Origin of the sequence: Shimia sp. FJ5 (assembly GCF_032918335.1) — a bacterium.
GTDB classification, from domain to species: Bacteria; Pseudomonadota; Alphaproteobacteria; order Rhodobacterales; family Rhodobacteraceae; genus Shimia; species Shimia aestuarii_A.
This window is the reverse complement of record NZ_JAWJUV010000002.1, coordinates 523,198-538,291: the sequence shown is the minus strand read 5'-3', so window position 1 is coordinate 538,291 and position 15,094 is coordinate 523,198. Positions and strand designations below refer to the sequence as shown.

At 54.7% G+C, this 15,094-nt stretch carries 12 protein-coding genes and 1 tRNA gene; 2 read left to right on the top strand and 11 right to left on the bottom strand.

Going from position 1 to position 15,094, the window contains the following annotated elements:
• Nucleotides 1-166: 166 nt before the first annotated feature.
• From R1W01_RS09080 to R1W01_RS09055, 6 genes are all read right to left on the bottom strand, one after another.
• Complete coding sequence (locus tag R1W01_RS09080) at nt 167-964, bottom strand: S49 family peptidase (protein WP_297758320.1); 798 nt, start codon at nt 962-964, stop codon at nt 167-169.
• 111 nt (nt 965-1,075) lie between these two features.
• Nucleotides 1,076-1,837 (bottom strand): ABC transporter permease, encoded by a 762-nt coding sequence (locus R1W01_RS09075; protein ID WP_243611937.1) that lies wholly within the window; start codon nt 1,835-1,837, stop codon nt 1,076-1,078.
• Complete coding sequence (locus tag R1W01_RS09070) at nt 1,834-2,760, bottom strand: ABC transporter ATP-binding protein (RefSeq protein ID WP_243611936.1); 927 nt, start codon at nt 2,758-2,760, stop codon at nt 1,834-1,836. The genes R1W01_RS09075 and R1W01_RS09070 overlap by 4 nt, the downstream gene beginning before the upstream one ends.
• Nucleotides 2,761-2,869: 109 nt before the next feature.
• Nucleotides 2,870-3,730 (bottom strand): crotonase/enoyl-CoA hydratase family protein, encoded by an 861-nt coding sequence (locus tag R1W01_RS09065; RefSeq protein WP_243611935.1) that lies wholly within the window; start codon nt 3,728-3,730, stop codon nt 2,870-2,872.
• 94 nt (nt 3,731-3,824) lie between these two features.
• Nucleotides 3,825-6,188 carry an alpha/beta fold hydrolase gene (locus R1W01_RS09060; protein WP_297758315.1) on the bottom strand — a complete coding sequence of 788 codons (2,364 nt, stop codon included), beginning with the start codon at nt 6,186-6,188 and terminating at the stop codon, nt 3,825-3,827.
• An 84-nt stretch (nt 6,189-6,272) separates the two neighbouring features.
• Nucleotides 6,273-7,856 (bottom strand): ABC-F family ATP-binding cassette domain-containing protein, encoded by a 1,584-nt coding sequence (locus R1W01_RS09055; protein WP_297758312.1) that lies wholly within the window; start codon nt 7,854-7,856, stop codon nt 6,273-6,275.
• Between the two features lie 837 nt (nt 7,857-8,693).
• On the opposite strand from R1W01_RS09055, the gene R1W01_RS09050 reads away from it, so the two are divergent.
• A complete protein-coding gene (locus tag R1W01_RS09050) occupies nt 8,694-9,209 on the top strand; it encodes a hypothetical protein (protein ID WP_317275205.1) in 516 nt (171 codons plus the stop codon).
• A gap of 304 nt (nt 9,210-9,513) precedes the next feature.
• On the opposite strand, the gene R1W01_RS09045 is transcribed toward R1W01_RS09050, so the two are convergent.
• Both R1W01_RS09045 and R1W01_RS09040 read right to left on the bottom strand, forming a co-directional pair.
• Nucleotides 9,514-10,746, bottom strand: a complete 1,233-nt coding sequence (locus R1W01_RS09045; RefSeq protein WP_317275204.1) for a hypothetical protein — start codon at nt 10,744-10,746, stop codon at nt 9,514-9,516.
• A 60-nt stretch (nt 10,747-10,806) separates the two neighbouring features.
• The gene (locus R1W01_RS09040) at nt 10,807-11,319 is read right to left on the bottom strand and encodes a DEAD/DEAH box helicase family protein (RefSeq protein ID WP_317275203.1); all 513 of its coding nucleotides are present in this window, start codon (nt 11,317-11,319) and stop codon (nt 10,807-10,809) included.
• A 638-nt stretch (nt 11,320-11,957) separates the two neighbouring features.
• Here R1W01_RS09040 and R1W01_RS09035 point away from each other — a divergent pair.
• Complete coding sequence (locus tag R1W01_RS09035; protein ID WP_317275202.1) at nt 11,958-12,533, top strand: recombinase family protein; 576 nt, start codon at nt 11,958-11,960, stop codon at nt 12,531-12,533.
• A 388-nt stretch (nt 12,534-12,921) separates the two neighbouring features.
• Here the strand turns inward: R1W01_RS09035 and R1W01_RS09030 are convergent, their stop codons facing one another.
• From R1W01_RS09030 to R1W01_RS09020, 3 genes are all read right to left on the bottom strand, one after another.
• A complete protein-coding gene (locus tag R1W01_RS09030; protein ID WP_297753827.1) occupies nt 12,922-13,566 on the bottom strand; it encodes an AP2/ERF family transcription factor in 645 nt (214 codons plus the stop codon).
• 278 nt (nt 13,567-13,844) lie between these two features.
• The gene (locus tag R1W01_RS09025) at nt 13,845-14,696 is read right to left on the bottom strand and encodes a tyrosine-type recombinase/integrase (RefSeq protein WP_317275201.1); all 852 of its coding nucleotides are present in this window, start codon (nt 14,694-14,696) and stop codon (nt 13,845-13,847) included.
• A gap of 301 nt (nt 14,697-14,997) precedes the next feature.
• Nucleotides 14,998-15,074, bottom strand: a tRNA-Arg gene (locus R1W01_RS09020).
• Nucleotides 15,075-15,094 lie beyond the last annotated feature (20 nt).

Here is a 15,094-nt window from a genome sequence, read left to right as displayed (position 1 = left end):
TCCCTTCCCCTGTGTGCAGGGGCATGGCCCCTTTCCAATCCTGTAACGCCCGCACTTGGGGCATTTCGCAGATTGCAGCCGCTTTTTTCCCGGGTAGGTGAGTTTGCCAAACATGGCGAGAACGCCCATGCCCACAAGGAAAAGAGTGACGATCTTGAAAATCATGTCAGAGCCCGAACCGGGCGAACTCGGCCCGCTCTTCGACCGCTGCGATGGCATCGCTCGCCACCTGTGCGCCGAACCGCTGCAAGAGCGGGCGACGCATTCCGTAGCGGCGCAGGCGCACCTTGTCTCCGAAACGCTCTTTCATCATCGGCACAAGATGACCGATCCCGTCGATGAGGCCAACCTCCTGCGCGTGGCGCCCGATCCAGATCTCTCCGGTGAAGAGTTCCGGCACCGTGTCGAGCTTGCCCGCGCGACGGGTTTTGACGTGATGAATGAAATTGGCGTGAATCTGTTCGAGCATGCCCTTGAGGCGTTTGACGTCCTCGGGTTTCTCTGGCTGGAACGGGTCCATCATGGATTTGGAACTGCCCGCCGTGTGCACCCGACGTTCGATCCCTTGGCGGCTCAGGAAGATATGCGCGCCGAACCCAGCAGAGATGACGCCGATAGACCCCACGACCGAGCTATCGTCGGCAAAGATCTCATCCGCCGCCGCCGCGAGCCAATAGCCCCCAGACGCCGCTACGTCCTCGACAAAGGCAATCACGGGAATGCCCTTCTCTTCCGACAGGCGCCGAATGCGCGCGCCGATCATCGAGGATTGCACAGGGCTCCCACCGGGCGAATTGATCTCGAGCGCGACAGCCGCCGGTTTGCCGCGGCTAAACGCTTTCTCAAGGAGCGGGGCAAGCGCGGCGTCACTTAGGGGCGCGCGCGTTCCGCTACCAATCGTGCCCGAGAGGCGCACAACGGCCACCGTCGGCGGCGATTTCATGAAAGGGATCCAACGTCTCATGCCATGGCATTTATAAGCGCACCCCCACAAGGACAAGGCACGGCCACGAGGAAAGATGCCCCGTGGCCGAAATAACCCGCCAAACGGCCGCTGACGCCGCGTCTTTGCGCTTTAGCTGCGGATGCGCCAGCCGGTGCGGAATATCCACCAAACCGCCGCGAGACAGATCGCCGTGAACGCCCCGATGGCAAGAAGACTGAACCCGACCGGCACATCGGCCATGCCAAAAAACGCCCAACGGAAACCTGAGATCAGGTAGACCACCGGGTTGAACATGGTGACCGTCTGCCAGAACGGCGGCAGCATCGAGATCGAATAGAACGAGCCGCCAAGAAAAACGAGCGGCGTCACGATCAGGAGCGGCACAAGTTGCAGCTGTTCAAAGTTCTGCGCCCAGATCCCGATGATAAAGCCCAAGAGCGCGAAGCTCAGGCAGGTCAGGACGAGGAATGCCACCATGGCGACCGGATGCTGCACGGTGAGATCGACGAAAAACGTTGATGTCCCAAGGATCACCGCCCCAATGAAAAGCGCTTTGGTCGCCGCAGCCCCGACAAAGCCGATAACGATCTCAAGGAAGTTGACCGGCGCCGACAGAAGCTCATAGATCGTGCCGATGAACTTCGGGAAATAGATGCCAAACGCGCCGTTGGTTATTGACTGCGTGATAACCGAAAGCATGACAAGCCCCGGCACGATGAAGGCGCCATAGCTGACCCCCTCGACCTGATCGATGCGGCTCCCAATGGCGGCGCCGAAAACGATGAAGTAAAGCGAGGTCGAAAGCACCGGCGACAGAAAGCTCTGCGCCAGCGTGCGGAAAAATCGCATCATTTCAGAGGTGTAGATTGCCCAGATCGCTTTCCAGTTCATGCCGCGCCCTCCTTGACCAGCGAGACGAAGATCTCTTCGAGACTGCTCTCCTCGGTGCGCATATCGCGCATCACCAGACCCGCCTCCGCGATGTCATTGAGAAGCGAGGTGATGCCTGTGCGCTCGCCTGTCGAAATGAACGTGTAGCTTAGGACACGCCCATCCGCGCTCAGACGCAAACCCCGATCCGCGAGCGGTGCAGGCAGGGTCTCAATCGGCTCGGTCAGTTCGATATGCAGGTCTTTCTGCCCGAACCGCTTCATGAGTGCGTCCTTCCCTTCCACCAGAAGAAGCTCGCCGCCGTTGATGACCCCGACACGATCCGCGATCGCCTCGGCCTCTTCGATGTAGTGCGTGGTAAGGATGATCGTGACACCGCTGGATTTCAATTCGGCCACCACGCCCCACATGTCCTTGCGAAGCTCGACATCTACGCCCGCCGTCGGCTCATCAAGGAAAAGAACCCGCGGCTCATGCGCGAGGGCCTTGGCAATGAGAACCCGCCGTTTCATCCCGCCCGAAAGCTCCCGTGTGCGCGCATCGCGCTTATCCCAGAGCGAGAGCTGGCGCAGGATTTTCTCGATATAGGCGTCGTCTTTCGGCTTGCCGAAAAGACCACGCGTGAAGCGCACCGTATCGATCACCTTGGTAAAGGGCTCAAGATGGATTTCCTGCGGCACGAGGCCGATCATGCGCCGCGCTTCGCGGAAGTCGCGGACGACATCATGCCCCCCGACGCGCACCGTGCCATCGCCCGGCATCGTGATACCACAGATCGTCGAGATCAGCGTCGTCTTGCCCGCGCCGTTCGGCCCGAGAAGCGCAAGAATCTCACCTTCTTCAATGCTGAGTGAAACCCCTTTCAGCGCCTCGAACCCGCCTGCATAGGTCTTGCGTAGGTTCTCAATCTCGACAATGCCCATAGATAAAGCCCTCCAGTTCGCCCCCCTTAGATAACAACAAGTGCGGCGGCGCAAAGGAGTATTTTGAGAGGGTCGCCTGTGCGAATTTGCGCTGCCCCCACGTCACGACCTAGCGGTTGCTCTTGGGGATCTCCTCGTTGCGCGTCCAATCGAACGTGCCCTCGTCGCGTTCGCGCACGGCCTGTTTCCAACCCACAGCTTCCGAACGCGCCTTGAAATTCATGCCCTCGGGCGAATGCCGCGTGATGCCATCGAACAGCGTTGCAAGGCGCTGCGTCTCGTTAAGGCCCATCGCTTCGATCGCTTGGTTGATAACCATCTTCTGCATTGCCAACTGGTTGATCGGCACGCTGGCCATACGCGATGCAAGGCGCTCGACCTCATCGTCGAGATCGGCCTCCGGCACCGCCTTGAGGACAAGCCCCATATCCGCCGCCTCGCGCCCTGTAATCTTATCGCCGGTGAGCATCATGCGCTTGGCTTTCTCCATGCCGAGCCGATAGACCCACATCTGCGTCGTCGGCGACCCCCAAACCCGCGCCGGCATATAGCCGATCTCGGCCTCCTCGCTCATCACCGTGAGATCGGCGCAAAGCGCGATATCCGATCCCCCGGCAACCGCAAAGCCGTGCACCTTGCAGACCACCGGTTTCATTGCTCGGAACAGAGACATGAAATCCTGCGTGAACTGCCACATGAATTTGTAATCCTGCATCGGATCCCAAGGCATCTCTTGCACACCGGGGTTGGTCCCCTTCGCCTCGGCAAAGGCGGTGAGATCGTAACCCGCGCAAAACGCATCCCCCGCGCCGGAAAGCACCATAACATGCACTTCCGGATCAGCCTCTGCCTCGGCCACCGCCGCCGCGATCTGTCCCGGCATCTCAAGCGAGATCGCGTTCATCACCTCGGGCCGGTTGAGCGTGATACGTCCGATGCGCCCGTCTTTTTCATAGGATACATGTGCCATGGCAATCTCCTCCCCTGTCTTGCCAACTGCGTGTTGCACCAAGACTGTCAGGAAATCCGCCGACACCCCAGAGGAAGATCGTGTGACGTTGCGCTCAGCCCGCGCCGGCCAGCCACCTCTGTATCTTGTGCGCGATCTCGATGGCATTGGCCTGGCGCACAATATCCCAATGGTCCCCGGACATCACAAAATGCTCCAACGGACCGTCAATCGCCGCCGACCACCCCTTGATATCCGCCTTGCGCGACGTTTTGCAGGTGATCAGAAGCGCGCCCTTGGTCTTGAGGCGGGCGGGGCGGTAATCATAGTCCCCCTTGTAGAACCCTTCGAACCCAAGGGCGGGCGGAGCGCCTCGGCGCGCCTGCTGCCACGCCCGAAACCGTCGATACCAGCCTTCGGAAAACGGCCCAATCGGGTCGATGAGGACGATCTTGCTTTCCATGCCAAGCAGGTGCGCAATCTCGAACGCCACGCGCCCACCGAAACTATACCCCATGAGAACAGGTGGCGGTGTTGTCGGCACTTGCTGCACCGCTTCCTGCGCCTTTTCCCGCACCGGAAAGGACCGGCTACGTTGGGAATAGTCGGCACAGATACCGGACACCTGCACCCCCTCGCCCATCGCCCGCGCAATCTCGAGGTAGTCGGTCACGCCTCCACCATAGACATGCCCGGCCACAATATGAGTCTCGCCGGTGCCGGGTTTGAGCGTCCGAAGCTGTGATCGCTCCGCCGGGCGCTCAAGCAACCCCGCGAGCGCCTCGATCGTGCCCCCGGCAAGGATGACCCGATCAAGTGTGAACTGACGTCCTAGCCGTTGATTGATAAGCATCAAGAGCTCCATCGCCCGAAGGCTGTCGCCCCCGACATCAAAGAAATTGTCGGTGGTGCCGAAATCGGAATGTCCGAGAACCTGCTGCCAGACTTCTGTCAGGATCGCCTCATTCTTCGTGCGCGGCGCAATGCGATGGGCCCCGGAAAGGTCCTGGGGCAGCTCGAGCTTGCTCCGCTGAAGCTTCCCGGTGGGTGTGCGCGGCAACGCATCGACCGACAGGAAGAACTGCGGCAGCATAAACGCCGGAATACGCTCGGCGAGCCATGCCTTGAGTGCCTCCGGCGCAACCGTTCCCTCGTAGAAACACGCAAGACGCGGCAGTCCTCGGGCGCAATAGCTGACCGTGACCGCCGCCGTATCGACGCCCGGATGCGGTGCGAGCTCCTGTTCGATATCTGAAGGCTGGACGATCACATTGCGAATCTTGATCTGGTCATCCCTGCGGCCGACATAGTGGAGCACGCCCTGACCATCGATATAGCCAAGATCCCCGGTCAAGAAACTCCACGTGCCATTTTCGCCAAGCGTGAACGCCTTCGCGGTGCGCGCGGGATCGCCGACATATCCCGGCGCGACCCGTGGTGAGCGGTTCACGATCTCCCCGATGCTTTCGGACCCGGCGGGCCGCCCGTCTTCGCCGATGATGACAAGATCGTTTTCAAGGCCCGGCGCGCCCGCAGGCACGCGTTCATATGTCAGTGTCTCACCGTTGCGGAGTCTAAAGACAGCGGCTGTAAAGGTCTCTTGCTGGCCATAGACATTGAGAAAAGTCGCCCCCGGACATGTGACGCGCTCAAAGAGCTCAAAGTCGCGTCGGAACACAGCCTCACCACAAAGCAGAAGCGTCTCGAGATCGGGCAGCACGCCCTTGGCATCCTCAAGCGTGCGGAACAAGGCCGGATACACATACCAGAATGTCGCCTTCTCCGCCGCCAGCCAATCCAAGAGATCCTGTGGCGTACCTTCGTTTACGTCATAACAGGCCACGCGCGCACCGATCGCAATGGCAGCCAGGATATAGACGGCCCATGTTGTGCCCGCATTCGCAAAGACCGAAGTCTCATCCAACCCGAATTGCGCGGCATCAAGCATCGCCACGCGACCAAAGGACTCGCGTGTGTGACCAACGATCTTTGGGGTGCCAGTGCTGCCCGAGGTGCTGCTTGCAAAGCAGAGCACAGACCCCGGCACTGGTGGGATTTCAAACGGCACCTCGTCCATGTCGCCCTGCGGCAGCTCCATCGCGACTGCTCCGGGCACATTGTCCGGCAAGGGTAGGTGCGAGACAAAGCACTTCGCCTGCGCTGTGCGAAGGATCTTGGCAACGCTGAGCGGTGGAAACTTGGGGCTGATCGGAAGAAACACCAACCCCGCCTTGAGACAGGCCAGAAACGTGACGACAAACGGCGCGCCAGTCACGCCGAGATACCCCACGAAATCCCCGACCTGCGCGCCCTGCGTGACAAGCTTGCGCGCCATATGGTTGGCGCGCGCGTCCAATTGCGCATAGGTGAGGCAGAGCGCCCCATCTGTCAACGCCACCTTCTCAGGCCACTCCGCCCACTTTCGGGCCGCCGCCTCAAGCAAGGCTTCCAGGCTGACCTCTGGCTCAATATCCTTCATACTCAAATGTTTACGCAGTCCGGCGCGTTTGTCCATTGTTCCGGCACCGCCACACTGGCCATCGGAGACTCTGAGTGCGGGCTCCTACGCCCCGAGGCGAAGCACCCTGTCAGGCGACAACGCGCGCAGGAATGCACGATCATGGCTCACCACGAGCACCGCACCATCATACGCGGCAAGCGCCGTCTCCAAGGCTTCGACGCCCTCAAGATCAAGGTGGTTGGTCGGTTCATCAAGGATCAGAAGCGACGGCGGCGGCTTCCCTCCAAGCGTGCAGGCAAGCCCCGCTCGCAGGCGCTCACCTCCACTCAAAGAGCGCACCTGACGCAAGGCCTCTTCTGCGCGAAACCCAAACCGCGCCAACGCCTCATGCGCCATATGTCGGTCTGCCGTCGGGTTACGCCGCAAGAACCCATCCCGCAGGCTTTCGTGCGGCGCGAGCATCCCCACATGTTGATCAAGGAGTGCGTAAGGCACCCGGAGGTCCACCGCGCCCGCACTCGGCGCAAGCGCCCCGGTGATGAGCTTCAGGAGAGTTGTCTTCCCGCTGCCATTCGCGCCTTCGATCGCGATCCGCTCCGGCCCAGTGACAGTCAGCGACAGCCCCCGGATTACAGGGCGCTGGGTCTCGTATCCGCCCGAAACCTGATCGACCCGCAAGACTGTCCGCCCCAAAGGCAAGCCCGTCGATGCGATCTCCATATGGATCGGCTGCAAAACCTCGATCGCCGCGCGCGCTGCCTCCACGGCCTCATCTGCTGCTTCGCGGCGCGCCTCGCGCAAGCGTTTCCCAGCCCCGCCCGAGGCTTCGGACCGCTCTTTTGCCGCGTCCATAACGATCTTAGGCTGAGTCCCCTTGGCGCGGGCCCTCTGCCCCATGCGATCCGTGCGCGCCTTGCGCTCTGTCGCCTGTTGTGCCCGTCGCGCGGCCTCGCTTTGTGCCTGCTCTGCATGAGCGAGGTCTCGCGCCGCCGCCTCAAGTTCCAACGCCTTTGAAGCGCGATATGCCGAATAGCCGCCGCCATAGCGCGCCGCACCAAGCGAGGAGAGTTCGACAATCGCATCCATCTCTTCAAGAAGCGCGCGATCATGGCTTGCGATGATCGCGCCCCCGGTCCAGCCCCGAAGCACATCCATCACCGCCTGACGCCCCTCCCGGTCGAGGTTGTTTGTCGGCTCATCCAGAAGAAGTATATCCGGCTCGGCAAAGAGAAGCGCCGCAAGCGCCGCGCGGCTTTGCTGTCCGCCGGAAAGCGCCCTGAGCGGGGTCTGCGGCAGAACCGCAAGCCCCACGCGCACCAGCGCCGCCTCAAGCCGCATCGGCAAGGTCCAATCTGCCTCGGCCATATCCTCGACTGAGGCCCGCCCCGCCTCGGCCCGCGCCAAGAGATCGGTCGCCTCTCGCACACCGAACAGATCGGCGATCGTCGCGTCCGCGTGTGCCATCGCCTCCTGACGCATCATCGCGACAGAGCCTGTTGCACGCACTTGTCCGGAGGTTGGGTTTAGGTCGCCCGACAACAGGTGCAACAACGTGCTCTTGCCGGCGCCATTGCGTCCGACAAGAGCAGTGCGCTCGGCACCGAAACTCAGGCTGATGTCTTTGAAAAGCGGGGTGCCGTCAGTCGTGGAAAAGGACAGCTCGGACAGGGTTAGGGATGCAGGCATGGGTCAGGACGTCTCGCAGGGGAACCAGATTGGTGAAGGCGGCGAGTGTCTTGTCCATGGCGGTTGCGTCTCCTGTCATGCGCTATCCGAAAAATAGGGACGCGCCCGCGATCTTGCAAGGCGGGTGAGTTTCACACCGGTTCAAGCGAACCGAACGTCTGAAAGCTGGATGGGAAGGAAAATGGCGCTCTGGGGAGGATTCGAACCCCCGACCCCTTGATTCGTAGTCAAGTACTCTATCCAGCTGAGCTACCAGCTTTAGAGCTAGAAACGCACCATTTATTACAACAAAACAAGAACTTATGATCCTCACGGACAACAAAATTAGAACAAAGGTCCGTGTCACGTTCAAGTCGAAAAATCTTCAAAAACCCGGAAAAAACTTTCCAGCTTTGGGAGTGTTGACGGAATGTGTACACATTTTTCAACTAGCCGTTTGGTGCACAAAAAGGACTGGCGTAGCTATCGGCACGGTTGATCTATCCTGACTGTGGCGCAATTCCCTTGAGTGTGGTTCAGTGTAATTCGGAAGAACTTTACGGAGAGAGCAAGAATGAGCGGTACAGCTTTTGTATTTAAGATTTTGAGCCTGCTTTTATTCACTCTTGGCGTGTTCTCGGTGGTAGTTTCCTTTCTATCTCTCGACCCTTTAGAATCCTCATTGTTTAGCGCATTCGTCGTGCCCGTTGTCGGGAGTGCTATCGCTTTCTGGTTCATGGCGGGAGTACTCCAGCTACTGACCGAAATCCGAGACAACACGAAGAGCTAACAAGCCCCATAGCTCAATTTTTCCAAATTGGACTGAAGTCCAAGAGCTTAACGAATTGGTGTGATCTCATGAAGAAATTGATCCTAGCGATTACCATCGTCTGTGCCGGAAACGCCTACGCTGACGAGCGACACGACAACCTCCTACAACTAATCGATAGATGCGACAGCACTGACATATTCGACAGAACCGCTGCACGAAACGGCATTACGAGTTGGGCTGAAGAGGCTCACAAGCACGGATACGACACCGAGGAGCCTTTCAAGAGTACTCTAGAGGGTCCAGCTACAGATTGCATGAACAGCTCCAACCCTGACGCCTCTGAAGCTCGCTACATGCGTTACAGGTCCGAGTATGGCCAATACCTTACTGGTAACAAATACAGTGAGCGTCTAGGCGAAGACATTGAGACAGAACAACAAGAAGCTGAAGCCAATCGAAAAAGCCAACACGCCAACGAGCTAGCACGACGGACGACAGAAGCCTGTTTCGAACTGGAGGAGACAGACCCAGTGACAGCTTACACCAACCCAATCTGTCACGAAGTCTTCAAAGTCGTTCTTCCTAGCTGGAATAACAAGTAACAATGCTACCTACACCCAATCTATTTCTTGCATAATCTGCACACGAAACAACAAGATTAAGACTTTTGCGGCTCGAGAAGATTCAAACCTTTAGTGCAGTTGCAACAAGGAAAAATTAGAAGTTAAACAGCATAAAGAAGAAGACTTAAGACTCAGCTTAAGAATTGGATGGTTATTTTTATAATAATTAAAACCATCCAAACCTAAGACACATCTTAAGAATCTTAAATATACCAATTTACTATAAGTAATATATTTATACTTAGTATATTTGGCATATGTTGTTCCAACTAAGGATTCATGTTCAGGCCGCTGAATCATACTCAAACAACTTCACTTCTTCAGGTAGCCCAACCCAAACAAAGCTATGTTGTTCGCCCCCCCTACGACCACGCACAAACTTGTAACCGTACTGTTCAAGCTTCGTAGCTTCCAGTTTATCCGCAATCTTTGAAAGCGTTACACCGGTTTGCTCTTTGATCTCGCTACCAAAAACATTCCGACCCTTAATTGAATCCAGATACAGATAGACCTTATCCATTCTGCCCGTTGGTTTGAGCAGTTTATCATACCCTTCAAGAGTAGAAGTTGAGCAACCGCTCAGGGAACGGAGCACACCTGCACGGGTCTTTTCCTTCACAAACAGGTAAGCTTTCATTGGTGCTACAGCTCCATCGGGTCCGATGTTTCGAATGCTACCCCTCCCTATTTGTTGGATTACATTCTCAACCAAGAAGGCGTCTCTGATTTCTTTGTAATCGCCCTTTAAATCTCCGAAGTTCGCTTGTGCCAATGCCTCTTTTGCAACTGCTTGGTCCGACAACACATGATTGCGTATAAGAGAGACACCCTTGGGAAGGTGGTTATCCCAAAGGTAAACTACAGCCTCACAGTTTCGAAAGTCGTTCGAGCCAATGCCAATTTGGTGATGTGACAGATGGACAGTCTTCCCATTCCAATTAAGCTTTGTGGGCAGGTCGATATCGCCTCTTGCGGAAAGGCCACACCAACCCTTCAAACATTTGTCGATAACCTTCTTGGGCATCGACACGTAGATTTTTCGCTCCGGAACCTGACCCAAAACCCATTCGACATAATCAACAACTTTCGCCTTCTTATGTGTGCCCCCCCAAGTGTGGTAGCTTCCCTTGATCTCCGGTCCTGATAGCTGAACCAATTCCAAATTCTGATAGCTGGGGGGAACAAACTGAAGCTTAACAGAGTCAATTTCTTTGAACCCACCAGAGACCTTGTAAACCATTCCTCCGGTAGCTGTTAAAATGACAGCGTTTTGCTTTGCAGGGATATTCAAGGTCCCTGCCATAAACGTGGTCTCATCAGTGCCGTCATGGTCTACAATGGCTTTCCCTGCCAACATCCCCTGACACAAGACCTGCACCTCATGAACAGGCTCAGTCCGTCCAATAGTTTGGGAGTGTGCAGAAAAATCGTAGTCAGAAATCCGTTCAACGGCACTCTCAATCCCAGCAATACCAATCGGCTCGAAACGCAGCCCTTCTTTCCTGTTGTTTGCCATGGAATCTACACATACAAACACTGCTCGAAATTCATCAGGGAGAATACCGTTGCGTCGTGCTCATGCTGAAACTGCATAAATCTGAGTTGTGGTCAGATTCGCATCTTTGGTCCCGTACAAAGCTTCATCGACAACCACCAAATCCCGGTCCTCAAGAGGCAAATGGTTGTGGGCTGCGAACTCATGCGTCCCGACAAAAACCTGTTTCTTAACCTCATCGAGTTTCGAGACATTAGCTTTCGCATGGTAGAACCCGACATGATCCTTACCCAGAGATTGGCAAAGCTGCTCCTTCACCTTTTCGACCCCAATCACATAGGGCGAAAGAAAGACCACGGTCTTCTCAGGATGTTGCTCACAGAGCGAAATTACACCTTCAATTGCCCCTGTGGTCTTACCTGAGCCGACAGGCATTGAAATATACCGAGGACCGGGGAACTCCCCCTCTCCTTTTCGAACAATCGCCTCTGAAACAAGGCTGGCAGCCCCTCTTTGCCATTGGGAAAGGTTGCTTGCGTTATGTTGTTCGTTTTCCCTTTTGTTAGGGCAGCACGAAAAATTGCTCTGGAGCATGAATTTCCTTTCTTTGAATGTTGTGGAACGCAAAAAAGCCCACAATAGGGGCGGGAGCCGACGATTTGCCGGGAATGCGTATTAAGATTTTAGCTTGATGTTGCCAGCCACAGGCTAACGGTCCGAGATTTAACTACGGAGAGCCATCTCTACCACAGAAACTGTTTTTGTCAAGAAATCTCTTCCCGCCCCAGGATTTCGGGGTTTCCCCGGTGTGTGCTTAAACAACAGATAACCAACAGACTTATCGTGATTTTTCATTAACATGACAGGCATTTTAGCGTTGGCTAAGTTATAAGCGCTGACTTAGTTCACCCTGAATCAGAGTGGGCGTTCTAGAGGCGGGAACCGCCCTCTCGTGCCTAAATTTCCACTGAGGGGGACCTAGCCCTTCAAGAGAATAAGAACCCCCACAACAATAACTATTGTGAGCGAGTTCTTCAGCATGAACAACATCAACAGGCGGAACATTAGGACCTCATTTACGAGCTACATGTTAACTGAGCATGGCTCGAATGTCTCGTTAGACCTCGGTTCAGTGAGATATGAGAAAAATGTCTCAAAATCTTGCGAATCACACCCTATTGAGGCAATAGTCAGAATATCCTTAAAGGCTATTGAGAAAAGGGGCTGATATAATGCTGGTTGGTGTAGCGAGAACCTCGACAATCGAACAAGAGGCAGGGCTAGAAGCTCAGGTGCGGGACCTTGTGGCTTATGGTGTTGATCCTGAGAACATCTATTCGGAGCAGGTCTCTTCAATAGGTGAAAGGCCACAGCTTGACGCTGCTATCCGGTCCCTTCGTAAAGGGGATAAACTGGTTGTTACCAAACTGGACCGCCTCGCCCGATCTGTGAAGCATCTTGGCGAACTTTTAGAGAAGCTTGAGAGCAAGGGCGCTGGGCTAGTGATCCTCTCTATGGGTGGTCAACAAATCGACACCTCGACCGCCACAGGGAAACTCATGCTCAACGTCATGTCCTCTGTTGCGCAATTTGAGAGGGAGATGATGCTAGAACGCCAAAAGGAGGGCATAGCCAAAGCCAAGAAAGCAGGGAAATACACTGGCAGAAAGCCCAGCGCTATGCTTAAGAAAGATGCAGTGTTGTCCCTTCTTCAATCTGGCATGTCGAAAACGAAAGTCTGTGAGCAAGTCGGTATCTCAAGGGCTAGCCTTTATAGGATACTCTCTCAATCTGAAGCGAAAGTCTAAGCCCTCACTCTGAAGTAGTCCGCTTGCGCCTCGTGCCAGCAGCGAGATATCTAAAATTCATAGCAACCTTTGCAGGCTCCCGTGAACTTATTAAACTGAGTTCCGTCACTTCGAAACTCGTAAAATCCGCCGTTAAGTAGTCCAGCTACAATGATGCCAACGGCTATGATTATGGCCTGTAGATTTGTCATTTTCTCTTCTGCCCGCCTCCGTTGTGGCCCTTCCAGAATACTCTAACTTGGTGGCCAGATAGTCCATGAGCTTCTCGCATCACACTGGCTGCCGCCAGAAAACAGCATACCTTGTCGAGCTACTGAGTATTCGCTTTGCAAGTTTACAAAATTCCTCATGTCAGTCGCTACCTAGCTTCTCTAAGCACCACCTCTATCTAAGAGTTAGATGGCTTTTGTCTCGATCTGACCCTAGCTCTTTGAATACGAAGAGCAGCAACTTCCATAGCCGACAATTCTACCGGACTATCCGGAAAGTTAAGATAACCAGCCCCCCCAAAGAGTATTCTCGCCGCTTCATCGTAGACCTTTCCTGCGAATTCCTCACTGTCATACGTACCTAAACTAATATGCAGATTTCCATCGTAGATATTTGCAGAAAATTTACCGCTTTGAGAAGGTTTCACGCCTTTGAATTTTGAAGCGGATGGCCGCTTCCCCCTATATCGCATTACATTTTGGCGACCAGTGTAGCGTAAGATGTTCCTAAACCTACAGTCTAGTGTGATCTTATTCTTGAAAGTCAGCTGTTCAGTCGATGAATTGTAGTGACCTTGACTGTGCAACCCCCAAACATAGGACTGCAACGTCACTTGCTTGCCCTTCATCGCTTGAGTGGTTCTGGCGTAAACTGTCCCACTGCGCCCTACTACTGCAAACCAGCTAAATTGCATAATTTGCTCAAGATAGATGTTGTCTACAATCGCTTTGTAACCTTTCGTCAAAGCTAGAGGCGAGTACAGTGTCGTGTTGAGTTCTGGCAGTAGGCTCTCGATTAAATCGGCAGTGTTCTCATTCTTCATCGTTTCAGTCAGTCGTCTATAGCGCCACTACACAACCCAGACTGACTTCCTTCTTTTTCTATTTCGAAAGAATACGTTCAATTTCAGCGAGAAATAGAGCAAGTTCAGAACAAGCTTTCAAGTCAGTATCTAACCTAGACATCATGCGCTGGTATCTTCGCACTCGCTTTCCCAGCTACATCATCTGTCCTCACCTCGTGGGACCCTCAGAAAATCCAGACAACCCAGCCCAGCGCCCGATTGTCCTCTCAGAATCCAAGGGAAAAATATTCTTCGGCTTAGTCACCACAAACCTTGATGCTGTCCAGCCAAGCGGCCAGCTGATCTATCTTGTAGCCCTGCCCGTATCGGCTCCCGATATTGTTAACTGAGGACCAACCGCCAACTTGGTCAATCAACTCCAGAGGCGCTTCTACAGCTCTTAGACGGTCTCTCATAGTATGCCTGAGGCTATGGGCAGTCAGACCTCCAAACCTTCCCTTCAGCCACTTGTTCAGAGCATTGGAGGCGTGTGTGGCCCTACAACCATCATCATGAATATATCTGGGAAACACCCAACCATCCTCAGAGCCGCTCAGAGCCTTCCTGAGAGCCTCCTCCGCACAGCCTACAATGGGTAAGTCTCGCTCACTCCCAGCCGTCTTGAGCCTCCTCATGGCGTTAGGGCGTATGCGCAGAACCTTTGCCTCTAGGTCTACGTCTTCAACACGAAGTCCTACAATTTCAGCAAGTCGGCAACCAGTCTCCCCTAGGATAGGCATGAGCAATCTGACAGAACTCTTACCGCCCAGCGCCTCTTGATAGCCCTCTTGTAGCTGTTGTGTTGTGAAAGTGCCCCTCTTCTTTCGGTCCAGCCCTTCCGCCTTGATAACGAGCCTTGAGAACGGATTCCTCTTGTCGATATCAAGCTCAGCAAACCCATAGTTCAAAATGGCTGAGATGCTGTTGATCCTCCTACGAATGGTACCCGTAGAGTTCCCACGTTGCTCCAAGAGGAAAAGAAAGGCTTTGGCGTCTTCTCTGGTGTAGTCTGCAATCTCACGGTCCCCAGCGACAGAGAAGAACGCTTCAACTGCGAGTCTGGTAGGTTTCGGATCAATCGGCTTTAGGTCAAGATACTCTTCAACCACGTCAGATAGCCTAAGCCTTTTAGGGATCATGGAATCTATGGCTGTTTGTAGATCAAGCTTACGGCCAGACCGGAAACTATCGTCTAGGAGAGTTGTAAGGCGCTGGGCCTGAGAACCAGCGACAAAATGGTCGGAATGCAGTTTGATTCTGATGTAAGCACCATAGCTATCAACGGCATCTTTGGGCGTTCTACGATTGTAGAAGAGCTGACCGTTACGACAGATTGTGTACTGAATGTGTGACAAAATACTTGCTCCCGCATGAGATTTGCGAGGAAAAACAAGTGCTTATTGTGGAAAATGGCGCTCTGGGGAGGATTCGAACCCCCGACCCCTTGATTCGTAGTCAAGTACTCTATCCAGCTGAGCTACCAGAGCGCGGTGAAGCGTGATCTAAA